Annotated in this window: 26 protein-coding genes and 1 pseudogene; 15 read left to right on the top strand and 12 right to left on the bottom strand. The window is 71.9% G+C overall.

The window, feature by feature from the left end; all coding sequences use genetic code 11:
* Positions 1 to 130 precede the first annotated feature (130 nt).
* The 3 genes from ABZY33_RS17720 to ABZY33_RS17710 are packed head-to-tail and all read right to left on the bottom strand — an operon-like array spanning position 131 to position 2630.
* A complete protein-coding gene (locus ABZY33_RS17720) occupies positions 131 to 907 on the bottom strand; it encodes an ABC transporter permease (protein WP_356492503.1) in 777 nt (258 codons plus the stop codon).
* Positions 904 to 1902: an ATP-binding cassette domain-containing protein gene (locus tag ABZY33_RS17715; protein WP_356492502.1), complete on the bottom strand. Its 999-nt coding sequence runs from the start codon at positions 1900 to 1902 to the stop codon at positions 904 to 906. Before ABZY33_RS17715 ends, ABZY33_RS17720 begins: the two co-directional genes overlap by 4 nt.
* 59 nt (positions 1903 to 1961) lie before the next feature.
* A complete protein-coding gene (locus ABZY33_RS17710; protein ID WP_356492501.1) occupies positions 1962 to 2630 on the bottom strand; it encodes a DUF4097 family beta strand repeat-containing protein in 669 nt (222 codons plus the stop codon).
* 262 nt (positions 2631 to 2892) lie between these two features.
* On the opposite strand from ABZY33_RS17710, the gene ABZY33_RS17705 reads away from it, so the two are divergent.
* The 4 genes from ABZY33_RS17705 (at position 2893) to ABZY33_RS17690 (ending at position 8567) form a co-directional block, all read left to right on the top strand.
* Positions 2893 to 3639, top strand: a complete 747-nt coding sequence (locus ABZY33_RS17705) for a helix-turn-helix domain-containing protein (protein WP_356492500.1) — start codon at positions 2893 to 2895, stop codon at positions 3637 to 3639.
* A gap of 205 nt (positions 3640 to 3844) precedes the next feature.
* Entirely contained in the window at positions 3845 to 7444 is a 3600-nt protein-coding gene (gene dnaE / locus ABZY33_RS17700; RefSeq protein WP_356492499.1) for a DNA polymerase III subunit alpha, read from the top strand.
* A gap of 91 nt (positions 7445 to 7535) precedes the next feature.
* A complete protein-coding gene (locus tag ABZY33_RS17695) occupies positions 7536 to 7757 on the top strand; it encodes a hypothetical protein (protein WP_356492498.1) in 222 nt (73 codons plus the stop codon).
* An 18-nt stretch (positions 7758 to 7775) separates the two neighbouring features.
* Positions 7776 to 8567: a SigB/SigF/SigG family RNA polymerase sigma factor gene (locus ABZY33_RS17690; RefSeq protein ID WP_356492497.1), complete on the top strand. Its 792-nt coding sequence runs from the start codon at positions 7776 to 7778 to the stop codon at positions 8565 to 8567.
* A 23-nt stretch (positions 8568 to 8590) separates the two neighbouring features.
* Here the strand turns inward: ABZY33_RS17690 and ABZY33_RS17685 are convergent, their stop codons facing one another.
* A complete protein-coding gene (locus ABZY33_RS17685; RefSeq protein WP_356492515.1) occupies positions 8591 to 9097 on the bottom strand; it encodes a GtrA family protein in 507 nt (168 codons plus the stop codon).
* 109 nt (positions 9098 to 9206) lie between these two features.
* On the bottom strand, positions 9207 to 9875 hold the full coding sequence (locus ABZY33_RS17680; protein ID WP_356492496.1) for a DUF4097 family beta strand repeat-containing protein: 669 nt from the start codon (positions 9873 to 9875) through the stop codon (positions 9207 to 9209).
* Positions 9876 to 10185: 310 nt separating this feature from the next.
* Here ABZY33_RS17680 and ABZY33_RS17675 point away from each other — a divergent pair, with 310 nt between their 5' ends.
* Complete coding sequence (locus ABZY33_RS17675; protein ID WP_356492495.1) at positions 10186 to 11613, top strand: phage/plasmid primase, P4 family; 1428 nt, start codon at positions 10186 to 10188, stop codon at positions 11611 to 11613.
* A gap of 172 nt (positions 11614 to 11785) precedes the next feature.
* Positions 11786 to 12163, top strand: coding sequence for a DUF6009 family protein (locus ABZY33_RS17670; protein ID WP_356492494.1), 378 nt, complete (start codon positions 11786 to 11788; stop codon positions 12161 to 12163).
* 61 nt (positions 12164 to 12224) lie between these two features.
* Here the strand turns inward: ABZY33_RS17670 and ABZY33_RS17665 are convergent, their stop codons facing one another.
* The 3 genes and pseudogenes from ABZY33_RS17665 to ABZY33_RS17655 form a co-directional block, all read right to left on the bottom strand.
* On the bottom strand, positions 12225 to 12704 hold the full coding sequence (locus ABZY33_RS17665; protein ID WP_356492493.1) for a CAP domain-containing protein: 480 nt from the start codon (positions 12702 to 12704) through the stop codon (positions 12225 to 12227).
* Between the two features lie 196 nt (positions 12705 to 12900).
* Positions 12901 to 13194, bottom strand: a complete 294-nt coding sequence (locus tag ABZY33_RS17660) for a DUF1330 domain-containing protein (RefSeq protein ID WP_356492492.1) — start codon at positions 13192 to 13194, stop codon at positions 12901 to 12903.
* Between the two features lie 66 nt (positions 13195 to 13260).
* Positions 13261 to 13572: pseudogene (locus tag ABZY33_RS17655) on the bottom strand (carboxymuconolactone decarboxylase family protein); the annotation flags it as partial.
* A gap of 61 nt (positions 13573 to 13633) precedes the next feature.
* On the opposite strand from ABZY33_RS17655, the gene ABZY33_RS17650 reads away from it, so the two are divergent.
* Entirely contained in the window at positions 13634 to 13984 is a 351-nt protein-coding gene (locus ABZY33_RS17650) for a helix-turn-helix domain-containing protein (protein ID WP_356492491.1), read from the top strand.
* Positions 13985 to 14036: 52 nt separating this feature from the next.
* On the opposite strand, the gene ABZY33_RS17645 is transcribed toward ABZY33_RS17650, so the two are convergent.
* Complete coding sequence (locus ABZY33_RS17645; protein WP_356492490.1) at positions 14037 to 14774, bottom strand: dienelactone hydrolase family protein; 738 nt, start codon at positions 14772 to 14774, stop codon at positions 14037 to 14039.
* Between the two features lie 853 nt (positions 14775 to 15627).
* On the opposite strand from ABZY33_RS17645, the gene ABZY33_RS17640 reads away from it, so the two are divergent.
* Together ABZY33_RS17640 and ABZY33_RS17635 are read left to right on the top strand one after the other, a co-directional pair.
* Positions 15628 to 16080 (top strand): MarR family transcriptional regulator, encoded by a 453-nt coding sequence (locus ABZY33_RS17640; protein ID WP_356492489.1) that lies wholly within the window; start codon positions 15628 to 15630, stop codon positions 16078 to 16080.
* On the top strand, positions 16077 to 16388 hold the full coding sequence (locus tag ABZY33_RS17635; protein WP_324776993.1) for a replication initiation protein, RepL2: 312 nt from the start codon (positions 16077 to 16079) through the stop codon (positions 16386 to 16388). Before ABZY33_RS17640 ends, ABZY33_RS17635 begins: the two co-directional genes overlap by 4 nt.
* Positions 16389 to 16589: 201 nt before the next feature.
* Here the strand turns inward: ABZY33_RS17635 and ABZY33_RS17630 are convergent, their stop codons facing one another.
* Positions 16590 to 17501 carry an SDR family oxidoreductase gene (locus tag ABZY33_RS17630; protein ID WP_356492488.1) on the bottom strand — a complete coding sequence of 304 codons (912 nt, stop codon included), beginning with the start codon at positions 17499 to 17501 and terminating at the stop codon, positions 16590 to 16592.
* 153 nt (positions 17502 to 17654) lie between these two features.
* On the opposite strand from ABZY33_RS17630, the gene ABZY33_RS17625 reads away from it, so the two are divergent.
* The 4 genes from ABZY33_RS17625 (at position 17655) to ABZY33_RS17610 (ending at position 21312) form a co-directional block, all read left to right on the top strand.
* Positions 17655 to 18245 (top strand): TetR family transcriptional regulator, encoded by a 591-nt coding sequence (locus ABZY33_RS17625; protein WP_356492487.1) that lies wholly within the window; start codon positions 17655 to 17657, stop codon positions 18243 to 18245.
* A gap of 182 nt (positions 18246 to 18427) precedes the next feature.
* On the top strand, positions 18428 to 18709 hold the full coding sequence (locus ABZY33_RS17620) for a hypothetical protein (RefSeq protein WP_356492486.1): 282 nt from the start codon (positions 18428 to 18430) through the stop codon (positions 18707 to 18709).
* Positions 18710 to 19166: 457 nt separating this feature from the next.
* Entirely contained in the window at positions 19167 to 19856 is a 690-nt protein-coding gene (locus tag ABZY33_RS17615; RefSeq protein ID WP_356492485.1) for a DUF4232 domain-containing protein, read from the top strand.
* A 256-nt stretch (positions 19857 to 20112) separates the two neighbouring features.
* Positions 20113 to 21312 (top strand): hypothetical protein, encoded by a 1200-nt coding sequence (locus ABZY33_RS17610; RefSeq protein WP_356492484.1) that lies wholly within the window; start codon positions 20113 to 20115, stop codon positions 21310 to 21312.
* A gap of 16 nt (positions 21313 to 21328) precedes the next feature.
* Here the strand turns inward: ABZY33_RS17610 and ABZY33_RS17605 are convergent, their stop codons facing one another.
* Positions 21329 to 22447 carry a hypothetical protein gene (locus tag ABZY33_RS17605; RefSeq protein WP_356492483.1) on the bottom strand — a complete coding sequence of 373 codons (1119 nt, stop codon included), beginning with the start codon at positions 22445 to 22447 and terminating at the stop codon, positions 21329 to 21331.
* A gap of 298 nt (positions 22448 to 22745) precedes the next feature.
* On the bottom strand, positions 22746 to 23690 hold the full coding sequence (locus tag ABZY33_RS17600; RefSeq protein ID WP_356492482.1) for a ScbA/BarX family gamma-butyrolactone biosynthesis protein: 945 nt from the start codon (positions 23688 to 23690) through the stop codon (positions 22746 to 22748).
* A gap of 271 nt (positions 23691 to 23961) precedes the next feature.
* On the opposite strand from ABZY33_RS17600, the gene ABZY33_RS17595 reads away from it, so the two are divergent.
* Together ABZY33_RS17595 and ABZY33_RS17590 are read left to right on the top strand one after the other, a co-directional pair.
* Positions 23962 to 24597: a ScbR family autoregulator-binding transcription factor gene (locus tag ABZY33_RS17595; protein ID WP_356492481.1), complete on the top strand. Its 636-nt coding sequence runs from the start codon at positions 23962 to 23964 to the stop codon at positions 24595 to 24597.
* Positions 24598 to 24697: 100 nt separating this feature from the next.
* The gene (locus ABZY33_RS17590; protein ID WP_356492480.1) at positions 24698 to 25396 is read left to right on the top strand and encodes an HAD family phosphatase; all 699 of its coding nucleotides are present in this window, start codon (positions 24698 to 24700) and stop codon (positions 25394 to 25396) included.
* Position 25397 lies beyond the last annotated feature (1 nt).

Below are 25397 nucleotides of genomic sequence, written 5' to 3'. Positions count from 1 at the left end.
TCAACCGTCACCGCCGCCCGCGGCCGCGTCGGGCGCCCCGCACACGGACGGGCGGCGTACACCGGCGCGGTGCCGGGGTACGCCGCTCTCGGGTGGGACGCGCGGCGGGGAGTCTCCCTCGCCATGCCGGCTACTTCGGGTCGGCGTCGAACTGTGTCTTGGACCAGCGGTAGCCGAGGAGGGTGAGGCCGGCGCACCACAGGAGGGCGATCCACCAGTTGTTGCCGATCTCGGTGCCCAGGAGCAGGCCGCGCAGGGTCTCGATGGCGGGGGTGAAGGGCTGGTACTCGGCGATCGGCTGGAACCAGCCGGGCATCGAGTGCAGCGGGACGAAGGCGCTGGAGATGAGGGGGAGCAGGATCAGCGGCATCGCGTTGTTGCTGGCGGCCTCGGCGTTCGGGCTGCCGAGGCCCATGCCGACCGCGATCCAGGTCATGGCCAGGGCGAAGAAGGCGAGCAGACCGAGGGCGGCCAGCCACTCCAGGGCACTGGCATCGGTGGAGCGGAAGCCCATGGCGACACCGACGGCGCCGACGAGGATCACGCTCAGGATGGTCTGCAGGACGCTGCCGACGACGTGCCCGAACAGGATGGAGCTGCGGTGGATCGCCATCGTCCGGAAGCGGGCGATGATGCCTTCGCTCATGTCGGTGGAGACCGAGACGGCGGTCCCGATGACGGTGGAGCCGATGGTCATCAGCAGGATGCCCGGCACGATGTACGCGATGTACGCGGAGCGGCCCGCGCCGCCGCTCATGGTGTCGCCGAAGATGTAGACGAACAGCAGGAGCAGCATGACCGGCGTGAGCAGCAGGTTCAGGGTGAGCGAGGGGTAGCGGCGCGCGTGCAGGAGGTTGCGGCGCAGCATCGTGTTCGAGTCGCGCACGGCGAGGGAGAGAGAGCTCATCGGACGGTCTCCTTGGGCTGGGCGGGGACGGCGGCGGCGGGCGCGGGCGCCGCGGCGGGCGCGGGAGCGGTGTCGGTCAGGGCGAAGAACACGTCGTCGAGGTCGGGGGTGTGCACGGTGAGTTCGTCGGCCTCGACGCCGGCCGCGTCCAGCTGGTCGAGGACGGCGCGCAGGTCGCGCTGGCTGCCGTCGCTGGGGATCTGCAGCGACAGCGCCTCGTCGTCGAGGGCGGTCGCCTTGGTGAGCGAGGCCACCGCGTTCTGGTAGGCGGCCGGGTCGGAGAAGCGCAGCCGCACGTGTCCGCCGGGGACGATCCGCTTCAGCTGCTCGGCGCTGCCCTCGGCGGCGATCCGGCCGTCGTGCAGCACCGCGATGCGGTCGGCGAGTTCGTCGGCCTCCTCCAGGTACTGGGTGGTGAGGAAGACGGTGACGCCGTCGGTGACCAACTCGCGGATGATGCCCCACATGGTGTGGCGGCTGCGCGGGTCGAGGCCGGTGGTCGGCTCGTCGAGGAAGATGATCCGCGGGCTGCCGACCAGGGTCATGGCGATGTCGAGGCGGCGCTTCATGCCGCCGGAGTAGGTGGAGGCGGGCTTCGTCGCGGCCTCCACCAGGTCGAAGCGGGCCAGGAGTTCGGCGGTGACCCGCTTGCCCTCGCTCTTGGAGAGGTGGTGCAGGTCGGCCATGAGGAGCATGTTCTCCTCACCGGTGATCAGCCCGTCGACGGCGGAGAACTGGCCCGTCACACCGATCGCCGCGCGGGCGGCCTGCGCCTCGGTCGCCAGGTCGTGGCCGGCCACGCGCAGGGCGCCGGAGCCCGCGTCGGCCGAGATCAGCGTGGAGAGGATCTTGACGGCGGTGGTCTTGCCCGCGCCGTTCGGGCCGAGCAGGGAGAAGATCGTGCCTTCCGGGACGCTCAGGTCGATGCCGTCCAGCACGACTTTGTCGCCGTAGGACTTGCGCAGCCCGTTCGCCGCGATGGCCAGGTTCGTCATGGGGAGTGCTCCTTCAGAGCTGAGTCGAGAGCTGTGCCGAGAGCTGAGCGTGCGGGGGTTCAGACGCTGCGGGCGGTGATGTCGCCCTGGGCGGCGGTGGCCTTGATGAGCAGGCCGGGGGTGCCGTCGCTGTTCTTCAGGGAGTTGTTGATCCGGCCGTAGGTGGTGCCGGCGTCCAGCGAGGCGGAGACGCCGGGGGCCGCGGCGACGGTGATGTTGCCCATCTGCGTGGTCAGCGTGAGCGTGCCGCCGACCGCCTGGGCGATGTTGAGGTTGCCCTTCATCGTGCTGATCTCGCCCGAGCCGTTCAGCCGGCCGACCGAGATGTCGGCGTCGAGCCCGGTGAGGCGGGCGGTCGCGGCCTCGTCGATCTTGATCAGGCCGTGGCCGCCGTCGAAGGCGACGTCGCCGAGGCGGCCCACGCCGCGCAGTTCGGCGGCGGCGGCCTTCGCCTCGACGCGGGAGTCGGCCGGCAGCTGGACGGTGACCTCGACGGCGCCGGAGGAGCCGAGCAGCCGGTTCTTCGCCGGGGCGGCCTCGATCCGCAGGACACCGTCGGTGTAGCCGACGGTGACCTGCTCGGCGGCCTTCTGGTCGCGGCCCTTGGAGCGGTCGGCGGGCAGGATCTCGACCGTGGTGTCGGACCGGTCGGCGGCGATGAAGCGGATGCTGCCGGCCGGGATGTCGAGGACGACGGAGACGGGGGCGGGGGTGTCGAACTTCTGCATCGTGCACTCCTCGAGCTGCGAAGCGCGCCCCTGCGGCCCGCCGTTTCTGATGAGAGAAACGCTACGTTGCATTCACGATGGCAGCAACAAGTATGTTGCACTGGAAAGTCATCAGTGCAGCTCAGAGGTATAATTTTGTTGCAATGGAGTGGCGCGTAATGCAACGTAACGCCCGTTGCGCGTTGCAATGAAATGCCGGTAAACGCTATGCTGGGGCTTCCGGGGCACCCCCGGGACCGCTCGGAGCACGAAGGAGACCGCGATGCCAGGAGGCAGGCTCACCCAGCAGGAACGTCAGCAGATCGCGCTGGGACTGGCCGACGGTCACGCCTACGCGGAGATCGCCCGGCGCCTCGACCGCCCCACCTCGACGATCACCCGCGAGGTGATGCGCAACGGCGGCCCCACCGGCTACCGCGCCGACCTCGCCCACCGCGCCACCGAGCACCGCGCCCACCGGCGCAGGCAGTCCGCGCCCCGCGGACCGGGGGCCTCCGCACTGCCCTACGGCCGCGACCCCCAGGCGATGCGCGAGTACGAGGAGGTGTTCACCACCGTCATGATGGCCTCGGGCGCGCCCAAGATGATGTCCCGGGTCCTCGCCTGCCTCTACATCACCGACGAGGGCAGCCTCACCGCGGCCGAGCTGGTCGAGCGCCTCCAGGTCAGCCCGGCCTCCGTCTCCAAGGCGATCACGTTCCTGGAGAGCCAGGGCCTGGTCCGCCGCGACCGCGACGAACGCCGCCGCGAGCGGTACGCCGTCGACAACGACGTCATGTACCAGTCGGTGATCGCCAGCGCCGAGTCCACCGCCCAGCTCGCGGCCACCGCACGCGCGGGCGTCACCCCCCTCGGCTACGGCACCCCCGCCGCCGTGCGCCTGGAGAACATGGCCCGCTTCCTCGACTTCGTCTCCGAGAGCATCACCCGCGCCGCCGACCAGGCCCGCGACGTCCTGCACGCCCAGGCGGCGGCGCCCTCGCGGCCCGCCGCCGGCGACAGCGAGTAACCCGGCGAACGGCCCCCGGAACCGCCCCCACGGCCGCCACGCCGAGGGGCGCGGCGACTTCCTCCCGGCAGAGCGCGAGGTCACCCGGGCGGGGCCCGCACCGCGCCGTCCGCAGGCCGTCGCGGGGCCGCGATCCGCTCGCCGTCCGGGGTTAGGGTGCTGGCTTCACGCTCGCGTCCACGACCCTGCGGAGGTGGCCCCCACGGTGCCGGATTCCTTTGTTCACCTGCACAATCACACCGAGTACTCGATGCTCGACGGCGCGCAGAAACTCAAGCCGATGTTCGCGGAGGTGGAGCGGCAGGCCATGCCCGCCGTCGCCATGAGCGACCACGGCAACATGTTCGGCGCGTACGAGTTCCATACGGTGAGCAAGGGCTTCGACGGGGTCAAGCCCATCATCGGGATCGAGGCGTACGTCGCCCCGTCCTCCCGCCGCAACCGCAAGCAGGAGTTCTGGGGCCCCGGCGGCCAGCGCGCCATGTCCGACGACGGCGAGGGCTCCAAGGACGTCTCCGGCGGCGGCCGCTTCACCCACATGACGATGTGGGCGCAGGACGTCCAGGGCCTGAAGAACCTTTTCTCCCTGTCCACCGAGGCCAGTTACACCGGCCAGTTCCCGGCCGGCAAGCCGCGCATGGACATGGAGCTGATCAGCGAGCACGCCGCGGGCATCATCGCCACGACCGGCTGCCCCTCCGGCGCCGTCCAGACCCGGCTGCGCCTCAACCAGTACGCCGAGGCCCGCGAGGTCGCCGCCGCCTACCAGGACATCTTCGGCAAGGACTCCTACTTCCTGGAGCTGATGGACCACGGCCTGTCCATCGAACGGGACGTCCGCGAGGGCCTGTTGCGCCTCGCCAAGGACCTGGACATCCCCCTCCTCGCCACCAACGACGCGCACTACGTCCACCAGGACCAGTCCGACGCGCACGACAACCTGCTGTGCATCGGCGTCGGCAAGAACAAGGCCGACGAGAAGCGCTTCCGCTTCAACGGCAGCGACTACTACCTGAAGACCGCCACCGAGATGCGCGCGCTCTTCGCCGAACTCCCCGAGGCCTGCGACAACACGCTGCTCATCGCCGAGCGGATCGGCTCGTACGACAGCGTCTTCGAGAACGTCGACGAGATGCCCCAGTACCCGGACGTGCCGGAGGGCGAGACGCAGGAGTCCTGGCTGCGCAAGGAGTGCCTCCAGGGCCTCGAGATGCGTTACGGCACCCCGCTGCCGGCCGAGGTCACCGAGCGGTTCGAGACCGAGATGACGGTCATCGGGCCGATGGGCTTCTCCTCGTACTTCCTCGTCGTCGCCGACATCTGCCGGTACGCCCGCGACAACGGCATCCCGGTCGGCCCGGGCCGCGGCTCGGCCACCGGCTCGATCGTGGCGTACGCGACCCGCATCACCGAGCTGTGCCCCCTCGAACACGGGCTGCTCTTCGAGCGGTTCCTCAACCCCGAGCGCATCAACCCCCCGGACGTCGACCTCGACTTCGACGACCGCCGGCGCGACGCCATGGTCCGCTACGTCACCGAGAAGTACGGCGACGAGTACACCGCGATGGTCAACACGTTCGGCAAGATCAAGGCCAAGAACGCGATCAAGGACTCCTCGCGCATCCTCGGCTACCCCTTCCAGCACGGGGAGCGCATCACCAAGGCGCTGCCGCCGGACATCATGGGCAAGTCCATCCCGCTGGACGGCATCTTCGACTCCGCCCACCCGCGCTACGGCGAGGCCGGCGAGATCCGCCAGATGTACGAGAACGAGCCGGACGTCCGCAAGGTCATCGACACCGCCAAGGGCGTCGAGGGCCTGACCCGCGGCACCGGCGTGCACGCCGCCGCGGTGATCCTCTCCAAGACGAGGCTGACCGAGCGCATCCCGCTGCACATGCGCGCCAAGGACGGCGTCAAGATCACCGGCTTCGACTACCCCAGTTGCGAGAACATGGGGCTGGTCAAGATGGACTTCCTCGGCCTGCGCAACCTGGGCGTCATCGACCACGCGCTGAAGAACATCCGCGAGAACCGGGGCGTGCGGCTCGCCACCGTCGACCCGGGCGACGGCGACGACGGCATCACCGTCATCCCGCTCGACGACAAGAAGACCTTCGAACTCCTCGGCCGGGGCGACACGTTCGGCGTCTTCCAGCTCGACGGCGGCGGCATGCGCGCCCTGCTCAAGCTGATGGAGCCCTCCCGCTTCGAGGACATCGCGGCCGCCCTCGCCCTGTACCGGCCCGGCCCCATGGCCGCCAACGCGCACACCAACTACGCGCTGCGCCAGAACGGCAAGCAGCACCCGGACCCGATCCACCCGGAGCTGAAGGAGGTCCTCGACCCCATCCTCGGCTCCACCCACCACCTGCTCATCTTCCAGGAGCAGATCATGGCCATCGCCCGGACGCTCGCCGGATACACGCTCGGCGGCGCCGACATGCTGCGCCGCGCGATGGGCAAGAAGAAGCCCGAGGTGCTGGCCGCCGAGTGGCAGAAGTTCCACGACGGCATGGAGACCAACGGCTACTCCGAGGAGGCCATCAAGGCCATCTGGGACGTCATGCTCCCTTTCTCCGGCTACGCCTTCAACAAGTCCCACACCGCCGGCTACGGGCTCGTCTCGTACTGGACGGCCTACCTCAAGGCCAACTACCCGGCCGAGTACATGGCGGCCCTGCTCACCTCCGTCGGCGACGACAAGGACAAGGCCGGCATCTACCTCGCCGACGCCCGCAAGCTCGGCGTGACCGTCCTCGCGCCGGACGTGAACGAGTCCCTCGCGGAGTTCGCGGCCGTCGGCGACGACGTCCGCTTCGGCCTGCTGTCGGTGCGCAACGTCGGCGACAACGTCATCGAGTCGATCATCGAGGCCCGTAAGTCGGCCGGGAAGTACACCTCCTTCGGCGACTTCCTCGACAAGGTGGACCTGCCCGCCCTGAACAAGCGGGCCGTGGAGTCGCTCATCAAGTCCGGTGCCTTCGACTCCCTCGGGCACACCCGCAAGGGCCTGTCCGCCGCGCACGAGAGCGCCATCGACGCCGTCGTGCCGCTGAAGAAGGCGGCGGCGTACGGCCAGGACGACCTCTTCGCCGGCCTGGGAGGCGAGGCGGGCGACGGCGACGCGGGCTTCACCCTGGACGTGCCGATCAGCGAGGACGAGTGGCCGCGCAAGCAACTCCTCGCCACCGAGCGGGAGATGCTCGGCATGTACGTCTCCGCCCACCCGCTGGACGGCACCGAGCACATCCTCTCCAACCACCGCGACACCACCATCGTGGACCTGCTGGCCTCCGGCCGCACCGAGGGCATGGTCCGCCTCTCCGGCCTGATCACCAGCGTCCAGCCCAAGATGACCAAACAGGGCAACGCGTGGGCCATCGTCAACCTCGCCGACCGCGACGGCACCACCGAGGTCCTCTTCTTCCCCGCCACCTACCCGCTGGTCGCCGCCGCCCTCGTGGAGGACAGCGTCATCACCGTCCAGGGCCGGATCAACGACCGCGACGGCGCCATCAGCATCTTCGGCCAGGAGCTCCAGGTCCTCGACGTCAGCTCCGCCGAACGCGACGGCGCCGCCCCGGTCCGCCTCCAGCTCCCCTACCACCGGATCACGGAGCAGTTCATCGGCGAACTCAAGCGGATCATGGGCGCCCACCCCGGCCAGAACCCGGTCCGCGTCGCCGTGCGCGGCCCGCGCAAGACGACCGTCTACGAGCTGCCCTCCCTGGTGAACGCCACCACCATCGCCTCCGACATCAAGGGGTCCTTCGGACCGGACGCGTGGCAGGGGGTGGCGTGACCCCGGCCGTGGCCTGGCCCGGACCCTAGCCCCGGCCCTCTCCTCCACCTCCGGGACAGAAAGGGACGAAAGTCCCGATACCTGCCCACCGGTGTCCGGGCAGACCCTCTGGCAGACAGGCTCCGCGCCCCCGGAGCCGGACGGACGGGTGAAGGAGAAGAAGACCATGACCGTGCTGCTGCCCACGGCCGCCGGACCGCGCCGGGCCCCGGCCCGCCCTGCCGAGCCCGTCGGCCGGGCGATACAGGGCGGCGCGCCGGCGCCCGGCCGCCCGGTGGCTCCCGTCCCGGCCGCGCTCGGCGACGCGGCCTGAGGGGCGGGAGCAGACGCGATGCCCACCGCACACGCCCACGACGACGCGCCCGACACCACCGAGGCGTTCCAGCGCCTGGCCGCGAGCCCGCCGGGCCCCGCACGCGACACGCTCTGCGAGGAACTGGTCACCGCCTGGCTGCCGATGGCGTACCGCCTGGCGGCCCGCTACCGCAACAAGGGCGAGGACCTGGAGGACCTCAAGCAGGTCGCGGCCGTCGGTCTGCTGAAGGCCGTACGCCGCTACCGCCCCGACCGCGGCCCCTTCGCGCCGTACGCCGTGCCCACCATCACCGGCGAGATCAGACGCCACTTCCGCGACCACGCCTGGGACGTCCGGGTGCCGCGCCGGGTGCAGAACCTGCGCAACAAGGTCCGCCTCGCGCGCCGCGAACTGCTCGACCGGCCCGGCCGCCAGGGCGAGCCCACCGTCGCCGAGGTCAGCGCCCACACCGGCCTGACCACCGAGGAGGTACTGGACGGGCTGGAGGCGATGGACAGCTACCACGCGCTGTCCCTGGACGCGCCGACGGACCCGGCGGGCGAACCGTTCAGCCTCGCCGACACCCTCGGCGCGACCGACCCGCGCTTCGACCTCGTCGCCCGCCGCGAGGCCGCCAAGGACGGCCTCGGCAAACTCTCCGCACGCGACCGCCACATCCTCTACCTGCGCTTCTTCGAGGACATGACCCAGTCCCGGATAGCGGAACGCGTCGGCCTCTCCCAGATGCACGTCTCCCGCCTCATCACCCGCAGCTGCGCCCAGGTCCGCGCCTGCGCCGACCGTTCCCCAGGCCGCGCGGCGGCCTGACCGGCACCACCCCGGGCCCGGGCTCAGGCCGCCGCCACCACAGGCCCGGGCGCCACGGTGCGCCGCACAGCGGGACGCGTGCTCCGGGCCCGGCGGCGGCCGGCGAACACGTAGAGCCGCAGGACGAGGAAGCGGCCCGCACCGGCGAGACCGGAGGCGCCGAGGTAGACGAGCTGCTCGGTCACCGCGCCGGGGGAGGACCGCAGCAGGTGCAGGACGCACACGGCGGCGCTGGTCATCAGGTAGGCGGCGCTCGCCGACCCGGCGGACCGCCAGTGCTCCCGCCACCCGGCGCCGCGGCCCCTGCCGAAGGTGAAACGGGCGTGGAGTTCGGTGCACAGCAGGGTGGAGACGAGCGTGACGAGCGCGTTCGCGACCGCCCAGGGCACGGCCGTGGCCGCCACCGGCACGGCGAGGCCGGACAGGACGCCGACACCGCCACCGAGGACCACGAACCGGAGGAACGAGGCGAGCGGACCGGGCCCCTGGGGCGCCGCCGTGGCGGCGGTCTGTGCGAGCGGCGACTTCATGGCGGCGTCCTTCCGGGCGATCGGCTGTCGGGAAGCGGTCATCGGGAAGCGGGTCTCGGATATCGGGAAGCGGATCGTCGGGAAGGGCGGCGGCCGGGGGCCTCGGGCCTCAGAGGCTGCGCGCGGTGATGTCGCCGTAGGCCGTGCTGGCGTGGATGGTCAGAGCGGGGACGCCGTCGGCGTTGCGCAGCGCGTTGTGGACCCGGCCGTACGAGGTACCGGCGTCCAGCGCGGCGGAGACCCCGGGGGCGGCGCCGACGGAGATCGCGCCGGACTCGGTGCGCAGGGTGACGGTGCCGCTCACGGCCTCGGTGAGGGTGATGTCGCCCTTGTGGGTGCTGATCTCGGCCGGTCCGGCCAGCCGCCGGACCGATACGTCGCCCGCCATGACGGTCAGCCGCGCGCCGTCCACCTCGTCGAGCTCGACCGTGGCCTGCGCCCCCTCGAAGCTGACGGAGCCCAGCCGTCCCGAACTCCGCAGTTCGCCGGCGGCCGTCCTCGCCTCGACGCGGGAGCCGGCGGGCAGCCGCACCGTGACCGTGACGGCCCCGGAGTGCCCGCCCAGCCGGCTCTTGGCCTCCGGGGCCCCGATGCGCAGGACCCCGTCGCCGTACCCGACCACGACCTCCGCGGCGGCCTTCACGTCGCGGCTCTTCGAGGCGTCCGCGGGCAGGACCTCGACGCTGGTCTCGGCCCGGTCGGCGGCGACGAACTGGATGCGACCCGCGGGGATGTCGAGAACGGTGCGGACCGGGGCGGGGGTGGAGAACTTCTGCATGGGGTGCTCCTCGGGGTGCTTGTTGCCGCCGTTTGTTTCTGACAACGGAAACGCTACGTTGCGTTCGCCATGTAGGCAACAGACTTATTGCATCCAGTTGGCAGATGTGCAGGTCAAGCACGCTAAATCATTGCAATGGCTCTACTTATAACGCAACGGACGTGGCTGCCAGGCGTTGCAATGAGATGGTTTCCCGGGAGGCGAGGGCTCAGGCGGGCCGGGGCGCGGGAACCCGTAGACTCTTTCCGAAACCCAGTCCCTTCGGTCCCTGGCCGAAAGAAGCCGCAAGAAGCCGAGGAGAGGGACCCGCGTGCTGCGCTCCGGTGAGTCCCCCGCGCCCGGCACCGCGGGACTCCTGCCGTGTTCGCTCTCCGACCGCGGCAACGCCCGGCTCTTCGTGCGGCTCCACCGCGACCGGTTCCGGCACGTGGAGGGTCTCGGCTGGTTCGCCTGGGACGGCTACCGCTGGAAGCGCACCGGCGCCGAGAAGGCGGCCCTGTGGGCGGCCGGTGAGATGGCGGAGCAGCTCGCCGACACCGACCCCAGCGGCCGCTTCCCCGAGCGCGAACTGCGCCTGCACAAGCGGCGCACCCTCTCCACCACCGGGATGAAGGCGCTGCTCACCCAGGCCAAGGCCGCGCCGGACCTCTCCGTCGACCCCGACACGCTCGACGGCGACCCGTACGCGCTGTGCACCCCCGGCGGCGTCGTCGACCTGCACACCGGCGCGCTGCGCCCGGCGAACCCCGCCCGCGACGTCCACTCCCGGGCCACCAGCGTCGCCCCGCGGCCGATGAGGACACCGCGCTGGCACCGGTTCCTCGCCGACACCTTCGGGGAGGACGCCGACGGCCGGGAGATGACCGACTTCCTGCACCTGCTGCTCGGCTACTCGATCACCGGCGACGTGGGCGCACAGGTCCTGCCCTTCCTGCACGGCGAGGGCAAGAACGGCAAGTCCGTCCTCCTCGACACGATGATCCAGGTCCTCGGCGACTACGCGGACGCCGCCCCGCCCGGCTTCCTCATGGACCGCGGCGCCGCCTGCGAACACTCCACCGAGCTGACCGAACTCCACGGGCGCCGCCTGGTCGTGTGCAGCGAGCTGAAGCCGAACGACAGGTTCGACGAGGCCCGGGTGCGCCTGCTCACCGGCGGCGACAAGATCAAGGCGCGCCGGATGCGCCAGGACTACTTCAGCTTCACCCCCACCCACCACCTGTGGCTGCTGGGCAACCACCGCCCCGAGGTGTCCACCGGCGGCTTCGCGTTCTGGCGCCGGATCCGCCTGCTGCCGTTCGAGCGCGTGGTCCCCGACGAGCGGAAGATCGACAACCTCGCCTTCGAGCTGGTCCGCGACGAGGGCCCCGGCATCCTGCACTGGCTCATCGAGGGCGCACGCCGCTATCTGCGGACCCGGGACCCGCTGGAGGGCCCCGGCCGCGTCCGGCTCGCCACGACGGCGTACGCGACCACCGAGGACCACATCGGCCGCTTCCTCACCGAGTGCTGCACCCGCACCCGCGGCGCGGGCGCCACCGCCCGGCGCGTCGAGCAGGGCCTGCTGTACACGCGGTACAGCTCCTGGTGCCAGGCCGGCGAGGGCATCCGCCCCGCCACCGCCCGCGTCTTCGCCACCCGCGTCCGCCAGGAACTCGGCCTGGCCTCGCCGAACGACATGATCAAGTCCAACGGCCGCAAGTACTACCCCCATCTCGCCCTCACCGTGGCCGGATGACCCCTTCAGGGGGCGGGCACCGGGCGCCCGCCCCCCAGGCGCGGGCCGTCCTACCATGGGGCGCGGAGTGCGCCGCCGCAGCCGTCCACGGGGTCCGTGCCGTCGACGCGGCAGCGCGACCGAGCAGCCACGCCGGACCGCCCGTGCCGGCCGACGAAGGAGGGCCGCGGCCATGAGTTCGCTGCTGACCGAAGGCGACCTCGGCCACGAAGACAGCGTGGTGTGGCTGGAGGACCCCGCGGGGCTCGACTACGTACGCCAGACCCTCGACAAGACGAAGCGGCGCGCCACCAAGCCGCCCTACCTCCGCGACGGCCGCATGATCGGCTACGTCCGCCTCGACGACACCGCCGAACCGGACCCCGACAGCGGCCTGTACAAGCGGCGCGTCTTCTTCCTGCTCCCGCACGACCGCGACAGCCTGCCGCACGGCCTCTACCAGGAGGGCGCCCCCGGCGAGGCGGTCGACCCGCGGACCGTCGGACCCGGGAGGCCCGGCACCAAGACGGACCGTTCCCAGCGCGGACCCGGCACGACCCCCACCGCCTGACCGCTGCCCGGTGGCCGGGGAGCGAGCGCAACTGACGCCCCGCGCTGGGCCGTTGAGCCGGTCAGCGCTTCGACGCCAGGTCCAGGGTCCACCAGGGGCCGCCGGAACCGCCCGCCCTGCCGACCCCCGCGTGGGTGAACCGGCAGGTGAGGATGAGCTCGCGGTGCGAGGGGCTGTCCATCCAGAGCCGAACGACGGAGCCCGCCGACCCGACACCGTCGGCGATGGCCTCGCCCGCGTAGGCCGCCCGGAAACCCGCGGAGCGCATCCGCTGCATCGGCCTGCTCCCGTCCGTACCGGCGTGCTCCAGACGGCCGTTGTCCGCCATGTCCGCGCTGTGCCGCTGCGCGGCCCGGTTGAGGGAGGACCTCACGTGGACCGGCCGGCATCCCGCTGCAACACGCCGGGCGTTGACCGCGGCGACCACGTCGGCCGCGGTACCACGGGCCGGGGCCGCCTGCGCCCCCGGCAGAGCGGTCGCGGATATCGCGCACGCCGCGAAGAACGCCGCGAAGGACTTGGTCCGGAGCGATGAGAGCACGGTCGTCCCACTTTCTCTGTTACTCCACGCGACAGGGTGACAGCTCCCGCCCCCACTCAAGCGCGGTGGCGAATGGGGTGAGCACTACCCTCGTCCCTTTCCTTTCAGTTACTTCAGCCTGGTGGATTTTCCTGCCGGCGCAACTCACGGCGGACCCGCGGAGAACCGAGCGGACCTCCGGGCGTGCGCACCTCGGTCAGTCCAGGCCCTCGACGATACGGAAGTCGCGCTCGACGCCGTCGGAGAGCGCGGCCAGCGCTTCCTGGTAGGCCGCACTCTCGTAAGCGGCCACGGCCTGCTCGAAGTTGTCGAACTCGACCAGGACGGTGCGCTCGGCGACGCCGGCCTCGTGCACCACGATCCGACCGCCACGGGCGAGGAGCCGGCCGCCCCCGGCCCGGACGGCCGAAGGGGCAAGCTTGTTGTAGGCGGCCAGCTTCTCGGGGTCGGAAATGGCGCGGTAGACGCTGACCCAGTAACCCTTGGACATAAAACCTCCGGTGTGCGGATAACTGCATTTGACTTATGGGTTGGTCGGCCGGGTGCGGAACGCACGTCACGGTGCGGGCAACTGGCGACCCCACGGTTCCTCTTCGAGCAGGAGCCCGTTGGCCAGACAGCTGATGGTCCGGTACCAGCCGACCAGGACGAGCAGTTCGAGCAGTTGGGCCTCTTCGTAGTACGTGCGCAGGGCGTCCCAGGCGGACTGGGTGAGGTGGGCCGTGTCATTCAGTTCGTCGACGGCGTGGAGCAGTGCGATGTGGCGCGGCGACCACGGAGCACTGACCGCCGCGTCGGGCCGGGTGGTCGCCCGGAGTTGTTCCGGGCCGAGTCCGGCCTGTGGCGCCAGGGTCGCGGCATGGACGCCACTCCTGCTTCGATTTCCGAATCACTATGATGCTTCGAGAACCGAAGCGCAAGGAGGGCCCATGGAAGCCAGAGCGCCCCGTCCGGGTGTGCCGGTGCGGGGATCCGCCTCGGGACGCCCGGTGATGGCCGCGTTCGATCTGCTCGGACGGCGCTGGACGATGCGGATCCTGTGGGAACTGAGCCAAGCCCCGGCCGGCTTCCGTGAGTTGCAACGCCGGTGCGAGCGCATGTCCTCCAGCGTGCTCAGCACCCGGATCGAGGAACTGTCCGGCGCCCGCCTGCTCGCCCTGGACGGCGACGCCTACCGTCTCACCGGGCTCGGCCAGGAGCTCGTCGAGGCGCTGAGCCCGCTGACCGCCTGGAGCCGGCGGTGGGCAGAGGAAACGGGGTCCGCGACGCCAGGCGGCTGACACCGCACGCCGGAGTCGATCCTTGTTGCTACCGCGGGCGGCCCGGCCCGGGTCACGCCCCCGGCTCCTCCGTCACGGGCAGGCATTCGGCGAGCAGGCCGAGGACATCGCGCCAGGCCCGCCGCGCGTGCCGCGGGTGGTAGCCGACGCCGGGGCGCACGGTGTGGCCGACCGTCGGGTGGTGGAAGGCGTGCAGGGCGCCGCCGTAGACCGTGAGGCGCCAGTCGACGCCCGCGGCCTGCATCTCGGCGGTGAACGCGTCCCGTTGCGCGGCCGCCATGATCGGGTCCTGTGACCCGACCCCGGCCCACACGGGGCAGCGGATCCGCGCCGCCTCGCCCGGTCGGCCGGTGATCAGTGCGTTGACCGTCCCGATCGCGCGCAGGCCGACCCCGTCGCGCCCGAGTTCCAGCCCGACGGCGCCGCCGGTGCCGTAGCCGACGGCGGCGATCCGGTCGGGGTCGCTCCGCGGTTCGGCGCGCACCACGTCGAGCGCCGCGTGGCCGATGGCCCGCATCCGGTCGGGATCGGCGAGCAGGGGCAGACAGCGGGCCAGCATCTCCTCGGGGTCGTCCAGATAGCGCCCGCCGTGCAGATCGAAGGCCAGCGCCACATATCCCAGCTCGGCAAGGGCGTCGGCCCGGCCGCGCTCGACGTCGCTGAGCCCGGTGCCCTCCGGCCCGAGCAGCACCGCGGGCCGGCGCCCGGCCCCGGCCGGGAGCGCGAGGTGCCCGACCATCGTCAAACCGTCGGCGGGGTACTCGACCGTACGCGTCGTGATCATCGTCATGGGACCGGACTGTAGTGAGCGCCGGGCCTGGCCCGGCGGTTGTTCTGCCGGGGGCAGAGCAGCGCGGTGCGGGCGGCCGGGGCGCTCTCCGCGCCCAGGGGTCGGCACATCCTCGGCCCCGGGGGGCCTGCGGTGCGCCGACGGGGTGTACGCGTCCGGGGGCGTCCGCGGGCCCGTCGGGGTGGAAAGGGATGGCGTGGCGGGGGCCGCTGGGGGCGGGCCGGGGCATACATGGCGGGTGATCGGTCGGCCGCGGCCGCGTCCTGGCGTGCTTTCCCTGGCTGGGGCCGGGGCAGGCGGAGCAGGGACTGTGTCGATGCGTAGGGGACAGGGGCGGTCGCAACCGCCCCCTGAAAGGCAGTCGGGCAGCAGACGCGCGACGGGCCGCCGGGAGCCGGGGAGCGGCGGGCCGGGGCGGGAGGGCACAGCGTGTCCTACTGCTAAAGAGGGCGCCGCCGCCATGTCCGGCCTGACCTGCGCAGACGGTGGTGACCACCACGATCGCCCGATCTGGCACCCAGTTCTCAGCAACTCCCACCACGTCCACAGGAACTGGGCACTCGGTTCTCAGGATCGCGGTACCCATGTCCCAGGAACTGGGAGCACTGCCACAGGAACTGAGTAGATTGACGTCACGTTCATGAGGACGAGGCCGTCCGAGGGGGGCCCGAGGCGGCAGAACAGGCGGCAGGAAGGGCGGGGCGGGGGCCCGCGTGCTCATCGACGCGGAGTCGAGCGACACGCCCCCAGGCGCACTTGATGGACTCAGTGCTCATGTACGTTAAGTACATCTGGTCGGCCTCAGGGCCGGTACTCATGCACGCCGAGGCAACGCCCAGCCATGGAGGGCCTGTTGGGAGCAGCACGCAGACTGGTCGACGCCGACACCGGCGAGGCCGTGCCTTATGCGCCCTACGCTTTCACCGGCGGTCACACCCAGGTCGACAAGGCCCGGGTGGAGGCGATCACCGAGAGCAAGGACTTCACGCCGAGCCAGAAGTTCCTGGTGCTGTGGTGGATCGGTGTCTCGCCCGAAGGCATGGCCCCGCTCCGGGCGACGGGCGCGGACATCGCCAAGCGGGTAGGGATGACCGCGGACGCGGTCGGCAAGATCAACCGGAAGCTGCTCAAGCGGCGGATCCTGATCGAGCGCGGACGGATCGGCAACTACAGGCTGTACCGGATCAGCCCGTACATTGCCTTTCACGGGACCGGGATCGAGCAGCGGGAGGCGATCAAGTCGTGCAACCCGCCGGAGATCCCCGGATTCCAGAACATGACCCCTGCGCGGTGGGAGGCCCAGTGAACAACGACGAGAAGCAGAAGCTCCTTGACGTCCTCCATCGCACCTCGGGCATGACGGCGAACCAGCGCCTGGTCGTCATGCTCTACGCGATGCACCCCACCGACCGCGCCGGGGCGGTGATCGAGACGGGCGCCAACCTCGCCAAGCTCGTCGGCATGTCCCCGACGGTCTTCTCGCGCACCCGCCGCCAGGTCGTCGAGGCCGGCTGGCTGGAGGAGTCCGAGCGCCTCGCCCACATCAGCTACTACCGGCTCAGCCAGAAGAGCACCGGTGCGCACGTGGTCGTACCGCTGCGCCGGGCCACCTGAGGGCGGGCGCAGCGGGACGGTTCCGCCGGGCGCTGCTCATGTACGTGAGGTCGATGAGTACAGCTCCGCGGAGCCGCTCTCATCGACCTCACGTACATGAGCAGCACTGTTCTGTCCGGGCCCGCCCCTCCCACCAGGAGGAACCGTGATCGTCGTCGGTGTCGTCACCCACCGGACCACGGCCGCCGTCGGTGCGGGTGGTCAGGAGACCGGCGGAGCCAGGTAGTCGCCGTGCTCCAGGTCTTCGAGCAGGGTCGGGTGGACCGGTGACCAGCCGAGCAGTTCTTGGGTACGGGAGCTGGAGACGGGCCCGTCGAAGCCGTAGACGGTGGCCATGAACGGGCTCGGGAAGTGCGTGGACGCCTGCTCGGGGGTGAGGGAGAGCGCGGGCAGGCCCAGGCCCCGGGCGATGGTCCGCGCGATGCTCCGCAGGGGGACGCCGCTCTCGGCCACTCCGTGCAGCACGCTGCCGGCCGGAGCCTCCTCCAGCGCCAGACGGAACAGCACCGCCGCGTCGAGCCGGTGCACCGCGGGCCACCGGTTGCCGCCGTCGCCGACATAGGCCGAGACGCCGGTCCTCCGTGCGGTGGCGACGAGCATGCCGATGAAGCCGTGGTCGCCGGGGCCGTGGACGGTGGGGGCGAGCCGGACCACGCTCGCGCGCACTCCCCGGGCGGTGAGGTCCAGACAGGCCCGCTCGCCCGCGACGCGGAAGGCGGCGAACCCCGACAGGTCGGGCTCGTCCTCCTCGGTCGTCTCCCGGCCGGCGGGCATGACCAGCGTGCCCGAGGTGACGACCAGCGGCCGACCCGAGCCGGCCAGCGGTGCGCCGAGCGTCTCGATGGCCGTCCGGTCGCGCCGCATCATGTCGTCGAGGTCGGAGAAGTCGCCGCCGTAGGCCATGTGCAGGACGCCCTCCGCGGCCTCGGCGCCACGGCGCAGGCTGTCCAGGTCGTCCAGGGAACCGCGGTGCGGTACGGCGCCCAGCGCCTCCAGCCGGGCGGCCGCGGCGTCCGAGCGCGCCAGAGCGGTGACGGTGTGGCCGGCCGCGATGAGCTCCGCGACGACGGCGGGACCGGTCAGGCCGGAGCCACCGGTGACGAATACGCGCATGAAAGTTCTCCCCACCGCGGCCGACGGATCGTCGTCGGAGCCGCCCGTGTGCCAGTGACTGACGCAACTTAGCGCCAGTCACTGACCTTACGGTAGTGCCAGTGACTGACGTCAAGTAGCGCCGGTCACTGACATGTGCGGTATCGTCGCGGGGTGCCACGGAGCGGAGCGGAAGCGCGGCGCCGCCTTCAGCAGGCGGCCCTGGAGCTGTATCGGGAACGAGGGTTCGACCGGACCACCACGGCCGAGATCGCCGCCCGGGCCGGCGTCAACGAACGCACCTTCTTCCGGCACTTCCCGGACAAGCGCGAGGTGCTCTTCGACGGCGAGGGCGACCTGCGTGCCGCGCTGATGCGGGAGGTCGCCGAAGCGCCCCCCGGGCTCCAGCCGTTCGAGGTACTGCTGCACGCCTTCCAGAAGGCCGGACGCATCCTCGAGGACAACCGGCCGTTCTCCGAACCCCGGCTCGACGTCATCGCCAGGACACCCGCACTGCGCGAACGCGACCTGGCCAAGGCCGCGTCGCTCACGGACGCGGTGGCGCAGGCGCTGCGCGGGCGCGGCGTCGCCGACCGACTCGCCGCCCTGGCCGCCCAGACCGGCTGGGCCGCCTTCCACCACGCTGCCCGGGCCTGGATCGACGACCCGGCGCAGAGCCTGGACGCCCATCTCCGCTCCGCCTTCGAGGACCTGCGCGCACTCGCCGCGACCGCCCCACCGGTACGGGGACGACCCGCGCGCTGACGCCCCCGGTGCGTGCGGCTTCGGGGGGCGCGGTTGGGGGAGTAGCACCCCCATCGGGCGTTCCCGCGTGGACACCAGCGGCCGGCGCGCCGCGTGCGAGGCGATCACACCCCGACCGGGCCCCGGGGCGCACGTGAGGGCGGAAAGGGAGGTGCCCGGGCCGGTCTGCGACAATCGGGGGCATGAACGCCGCATCCACCGCCGCCCTGGAACCCATCCTGTCGATCCAGGCCCGGGACGAGTACCGCGCCCTCAACGACGAGCAGGCCAGCATCGTCGACCGCGCCATCGGGATGCTCGCGCGCAACCCGGAAGCCCGGGGCACGGTGGACGAGGGCCAGGGAGCGCGCCGCGCCTTCGTCTCCCAGGACCTGCAGATCCGCTACGGCACGCACGAGAACTTCCTCGTCATCGCCGAGATCATCGTCACCGGCGGCGGCTTCCTCCTCGGCGGCGGCTCCTGACCACGCCCCTGGCCACTCCCGCGGTACGCCCGGCCGACGCATCGGATTCCGGCCGCGACGCCCGTCGGGTCCTACAGACCGTCACACCCGCACACACTGCCTGACGGCTCCGCCCCCACGCCGCCGGGCCCCCGGTCGGCACACTGCCGCTCCGCGCCGACATGCCCGGCCAGTTGCCGACGTAGCCAGAGACGCCGCCGTGGCCCCGGCCCAGCACGGCGCCGCGGACCCGGCCGAGCGCGTCCGCCACCACCCGTCGGCGCCTGATCCCCTCGCTGACCGCGGTGGCGATCTCCTGCGGTCCCGCGTCGGTCGACCGCATCGGCGATGTATGCGCGTGCCGCCAGCGGCCCCACTCCTGTGACAGAACGAAGACGTGGCGGGGGACCGCCTGTGACTCGGTGCGGGGTACAAATATTTCCGACCGCAAGCACCACGCTCTTTCTGGGGGAACACCGTGAAGTACACCCGCACCGCCGCTCTCGCCGCCCTCGGCGTCGCCGCCACCCTGTCGCTCACGGCCTGCGGCGGCGACGGCTCGGGGAAGGACACGTCCGCGAAGGGCTCCTCCTCGGCCACCTCCCCTTCCTCCCCTTCCACCTCATCCAACTCGTCCTCGTCCTCGTCCTCGGACAGCGGCGCGAAGGCGCAAGGGGGAACGGGCTCCGGCGACACCCAGGCCGGCAAGGACACCAAGGCGGGCAGCGGCGCGGCGAACGGCGCGACGCAGACCGGCAGCAAGAGCACGTTCTGCAAGACGGCGAACCTGGCCATCGACGCCGTGGACGCCGCGCCCGACGCGACCGAGGGCCGGATCAACATCACCATGGTCAACCGCGGTTCGACGACCTGCTCGGCGACCGGCTTCGCGGGCGTCGACATCAAGGACGCCGACCACACCTCCAGCCCGATCGAACGCGGCCCGGCCCAGCCCCGCGTCACCACCCTGAAGCCCGGCGAGGCCGCGATCTTCAACCTCGCCTACACCATCGACCCCTCCGGCAACAGCCTCGCCTCCCCGACCCACATCCTGGTGACGCCCCCGAACGAGACCCACACGGTCACCCTCAAGTGGCCGGCGGGCGCCGGAGCGATCAAGGGCGACTACACCGACGTGCAGGTCTACCCCACGCACACGACGAAGTAGCGGCGCACGTTCCGGGTCAGTAAATAACATGACCCTGCGGGGGGTACGGGACCCCCTCCCGCGCCGGGTGTTTTACTGATGCGCGCGGTCTGCTCCGCAGACTCGACGCGCCGCCGCTACGCGGCGGACAGCCCTACCGCGCTCCGCGCGCCCCACCCGGCGGCTCCGCCGCCCCGGAACGCTCCGCGTTCCGCCCGAGGAACCGGGTGCCACAGCCCGGACGGGGAGGGAACGGCGGAGAAGGGGGGAGCGGGGAGTGAACGAGAACGGGAACGGGAACGAAAGCAGAGGCCGGGGTCGCTACGCCGCCCTGTCCGTACGGGACTTGGCCGCAGCCGTGGAGCACGTGGCGCCACGGGACTCAGGACGCTGGGAGGCCCGGGAACCCGCGCCGGGAGCGCTCGGCGTCCCCGCCAGAGTCTCGCGCGGCCGCGCCCGTCAACTGTGGATGGTCGTGGGCATGTGGGACCGGGCGCTCCAGCGCGACGGGTTCCCGGCGGCGGCGCGACGCTCGGCCGCGGGACTGTTCACCGAGCCCGTGCTCGCCCGCTTCTGGGAGCTCGCGCGCGCCGGGGAGCTGCGCGCTCTGGCACCCGAGAGGGGCCGCGCCCCGCAGCCGCCGCCGGCCACGCTGCGCATCGTCCGGGACTGCCTGCGGATCCTGGCCGCTCTGGTGCGTCCCGGCGACCGGGCCGTGCGGCTGCCGTCCGTTGCGCAGCCCGAACTCAAGGCGCCGGTGCGGGCGCGGTCGCTGGCGGCGGTGTACCGGGGCCTCGCGGACCTGGCCGGGCAGGGGCCGCTGGAGGGCGGCGGCACCACCTTGTCGTACGAGGACCGGACCCGGCTGCTCGCCATGGTGGCGATCGTGCTGGCCGCCGCCCCGCGCTCCGGCGAACTCGCGGCGCTGCGCCTGTCCGACCTGGCCCCCGAGGAGCGGGCGGTGGCGGTGCGCCGCAGACAGCAGAAGGCCCCGCCGAACAGGGCGGCGGAGATCGCCGGGCTGGCGCAGGTCCACCCCTCGGCGGTGCGGGCCGTGCTGTGGGGGCGCCCCGACCGGCTGTCCGGCCACGCGCGGGAGCGGGTCGCCGCCGCCCGGACGGTGCTGCCGCCCGCGCCGGACATCGAGTGGTACCGGCTCGGGGAGGGGGCGCGGGTCGCCGTCCGCAGCTGGCTCCGGGTGCGCGAACTGCTGCTGGCGCAGAGCCCGTTGCGGGGCGGACAACCGGGACTGTGGGTGACGCTCGTGCCGACCAGGACCGGGCCGCCCGGCATCACCCTGCGCCCGCAGGGACTGACGCAGGCGTACGCGCGCGGCATGGCCGCGCTGAATCTGGTGATGGCCGGGCAGCACGGGTGGGAACCCATGCCGGGACGCCTGGAGCAGCTGCGCCGGGCCGTCACCGCCGAGCCGCTCGACCCGAGCGCCGCCCGCTCCTGGCAGCCGCCGCCCGCGTGACGCCGCCGCGGGCCCATCAGCGGGCGCCGCGGCCGAGGGCGTACGTGCACAGTGCCTCGCCGTACAGGTCACCCGCGTCGTCCGGGTCCGCGGCCAAGTGGTCCAGGACCTCGGGCCACACGTCCCAGTCCATCCGGGCGCGCAGCCGGTCCTCGGCCGTGCGCGCCCGTCGCACGGGCACGGGAGGCGCGGCGCCGAACAGCTTGACCAGCGAGGCGAGATCGCGCGCTGCGGTGCTGTCCTTCCAGGCCACGGACGCGGCGACGGCCTCTTGTGCCCGCCGCTCCTCATCCCGTTGCTCCTGCCATCTGCGCAGTTCGGCGGCGAGCAGCCGGTGCGGCCGCTCGGGCTGCCAGAGGACCCCGGCACCGCGCAGCGCCCCCGCCTCACCGGCGAACCGCACGGCCTGCTCCTCGCTCCAGCGCTGCTCGCCCATGTCCGCGCACACCCACCGCAGTTCGTCGTGGCGGGCCGGACGCGTCCAGGGCACCCGACGGCGGACGGCGCGGGCCAGCCGGTCGCCGAGTGCCATGCCTGCCGCGGTGACCGTGGCGCCCAGCACGGTGGTGCGCCGGCGCCGGCGCTTCCCGGCGGCTTCGGTGGCAGGGGCGGGGGAGTCGGTGCGCGGCCGCCCCGCGGTAGTTGTTACACCCCCCCTCACCTTCTTCTCTCCCTCTTCCTGACCAGAGGTGAGGGAAGGGGTCTCACGCCGTTCGCGCAGATCGACCACGATCCGGGCCTCGTATCCGCGGCCCACGACCCGGTGGCCCCGCGCGAGGTCGTACGCGGGGGGAATCACCGCCGCGTACACCGTGGCGGTGCCCGCGTAGCCGTCGAGCCCCCGCGCCCGGCGTGCGTTCGACCGCGAGCCGTGCGCCACCCAGGCCAGGGCGCCCAGCTCGCGCAGCGTGGCGACGTGCCGCGCGACCGTGGCCCGCGAACGGCCCAACCGGCCCTGCATAGGGCCGAGTTGATAGCGCACCTGACCCGAGTCGTAATCCATGCGGGCCGCCAGGTCACGGGCCACGGCGAGCGTCGTCGCGTTGGCCCGCGGGTGGTGCCCGGCGGCGACCAGCCACTCCACGGCACGCAGCCACCTGCGCGGGCCGCTGCGGCGGGAGAGGGTGTGCGCCACCTCCTGGGCGGCGCCGAGCACCCGCGCGGTGCCGGGGCCCCGCGCGGGTGCGGGCGTTCGGGGGGCACCTCCTGTACGGGTCCGGAGCGGGGGGTGAGAGGCAGCACTGTGCCGCACGACGGACTGGCTCCTATCGGCCGGCAGGGCATGCGGAAGCCCCCGGCTTGGTGGGTGGCACCACGGAACGGGTGGGGGCGCGCCGACGGGACAGGGGGGTTCCCTGCGGCACCGGCACGCGGGCAGCCGTGCCCGCCGGCCGCCCCCGGTGGCGGGGGGCGGCCGGCGGACCGAAAAGAGGTCAGGCGTTCGGTACGGGCTCCATCGTGACGACGCTGGAGAAGGTCACGGCCTCGTTCTGCAGGGCGGAGACCAGCAGCCGGACCCGGCCCTCGGCGTCATCGGGCAGCGCGTCGATGTGGATCCAGCAGGGAGCGTCGAGCTCGGTGTACCGGGCGAAGGCGGCGTCCATCGCCACCGGGATCATCGGGTGCGGCGCCGTGGCCGCGTGGGCCGCCTGGCGCGCGGCCTCCAGCAGCAGCATGCCGGGGACGTGGTCGACGGGGTGGTCGAAGAGCACCGGGTGGCCGAGGTCGACCCGGAGCTGGCTGTGCAGCGGCGTGTCGGTGGGCGAGAGCACGACGTCACCGAAGTCCCCGCGGCCCACCGCGGCGGGAGCGGTCGGCGGGGCCAGCGGCAGAGCCCGGGCCACCGACGCGTCGAGGTCGGCGTAGGGGCCGCGTACGCGCTGGTAGAGAGCGGTCGAGTAGTTGCGGAAGGAGGTGTGCACCGAACCCACCCGCACCTCGCCGCGCCGCAGCGTCACGGACATCGCCAGGCCGCCCAGCTGCGCGGTGCGCCGGCTCCCCTTCGAGCAGGCGACGTGCATCTGCAAGGGGCTGCGCGCGCCCCGCTCGGGTATGCGCAGCGCCCGGGCGTCCAGGGAGTAGCGCAGGAACAGCCAGGACTGACGGTTGTTCATCGCCGCTCCGTAGCCGGCGTGGCTGATCAGCGGGACGGACTGGCGGACCGACTCGACAGCGAGCAGCGGGTCCAGGTGGCCGTGGCGCGCTCCGTAGAACGCGTGCCGCTTCGGCCACTCCGCGTTGATCAGGAACTCCTCGTTCTCGAGTCGCAGGAACGAGGTCAACAGGACCTCGTCCGCGTTCCTCTTGTGCACGAGGCGGCCCGGGATCCGGGCCGGGGCCGCAAGCGTCTGGGACGTGGGCAGGACTGTGCTGTTCATATCGAGCTCCCCCTTGAAGATGCGCGCGGCACCGGCACGGCAGTGGCCGACGAGCGCCTCCTAAACATAAAGAGTGTTCCGTTTTCTACGGTCAATGCGAGGTAAAGAATGAGACAGTAGGTGCTCAACACGTGAGGGAATCTGGCTTGTTCTGACCCGTTACTCCACAAATGCCCTGCCCAGCAGGACGGTTGTCCACTTCCGAGCGAGGCGACTGGACGGAGAGTGGCAGCGGTCTATAACCTAAAGAACGTTCTACTTGGGAGGCGTGATGACACGGTCGAAACAGCAGCGTGCCGTCGAGACCCGCGAAGCGATCGTTCGTGCGGCCGCGGCGGTGTTCGAGGAGTCCGGATACGCGGGGGCGAGCATCAGCCGCATCCTGCAGCGGGCCGGCGCGACAGCAGGTTCCTTGTACTTCCACTTCAAGTCCAAGGAGGATCTGGCCCGTGCGGTGATGAGCGCACAGCCGGAGACGATCGTGCCGCACCTGGAGTCCGAGGGGCTGCAGAGACTGGTCGACATCACCCTGGTCTGGTGCCACCAGCTCCGCCTGGACCTCACCCTGCGGGCCGGGGTGCGCCTCACCACGGAGCAGACGACCTTCGGCATGGCCGACGCGGCGGCGCCGTACGACGAATGGGTCGCGATCATGACGCAGGTGCTCGGCGAGGCCGCCGAGCGCGGTGAACTCCAGCCCGGCGTCGAACCGGAGTCGCTGGCCGCGTTCGTCGTCGAGCACTGCACGGGGATGCAGCTGTACTCGGCCGCCAGGGACGCCGACCGCGACGACCTGCCGCAGCGCGTCGTCCGCATGTGGCAGTTGCTGCTGCCCGGCATCGCCGTGCCCACCGTCGCCGTCCGCATCGACGCCAGCCCTGACAAGTTCCGGCTGGCCTCGGTGTGAGACGCTGCGCGATGCACTGCGCCACCGGTTGATCGCCGTCGGTGGCGCACGGAGCGTCCGGCAGGGGGCCGGACGACTGTCCTATGGGGGGAAAGTGCATATGGGGGACAAGTTCGTCCGGCTTCGGCTGGTCGCCCTGAACATCGACGGTGTGCTGTTGAACGACAGCTTCAGCCCGGTCATCCACCGGTTCGTCACCGGCCGCGGCGCCGCGTACACCGTGGACACGGAACGCGCGGTCTTCTCGCAGCAGCGCCGGCTCGCCGGCGTCGGCCTGGCCGCTGCGGTGGGCGGTTCGCTGAGCGGGGAGGAGGCGCTGGCCGCGTACTTCGAGGAACGCGACCAGTACCTCCTGGAGCACCCGGTCGAGGTCCGGCAGGGCACCGTCGAACTGCTGCACAGGCTGCGCGGTCTCGGACTGCGCACCGTGTGCTACGGCGGCCTCGGCAGGGAGCACTTCACCGCGTTCCTGGGCGAGCACGCCGACCTCTTCGACACGCCCGGATACATCTGCACCGATGCCTTCCGGCCCGGTCTGCACGAGATCGCCACCGAGTTCTTCGGGCTCGCGCACGACCAGGTGCTCGTCGTCGACGACGTCGCCCGGGTCGCCGAGGAGGCCCGGCTGCTCGGCATGCCCTTCGTCGGCCTGCCCTCCTTCTTCGAGCACGGCCACCAGCGCGCGCTGATGCGCGAGGCGGGGGTGCGCCGGCTCGTCGAGGGGCTCGACGCCCTCGACGAACCGCTGCTGCGCGCCCTCGACAGGGAGGCCACGGCCGGCACCCTGTGGGGGGAGTGAC

This window comes from Streptomyces sp. NPDC006552, from assembly GCF_040611655.1.
GTDB lineage: Bacteria > Actinomycetota > Actinomycetes > Streptomycetales > Streptomycetaceae > Streptomyces.
Note: the sequence above shows the minus strand (reverse complement) of the source record. Positions and strands in the feature narration are given on the sequence as shown.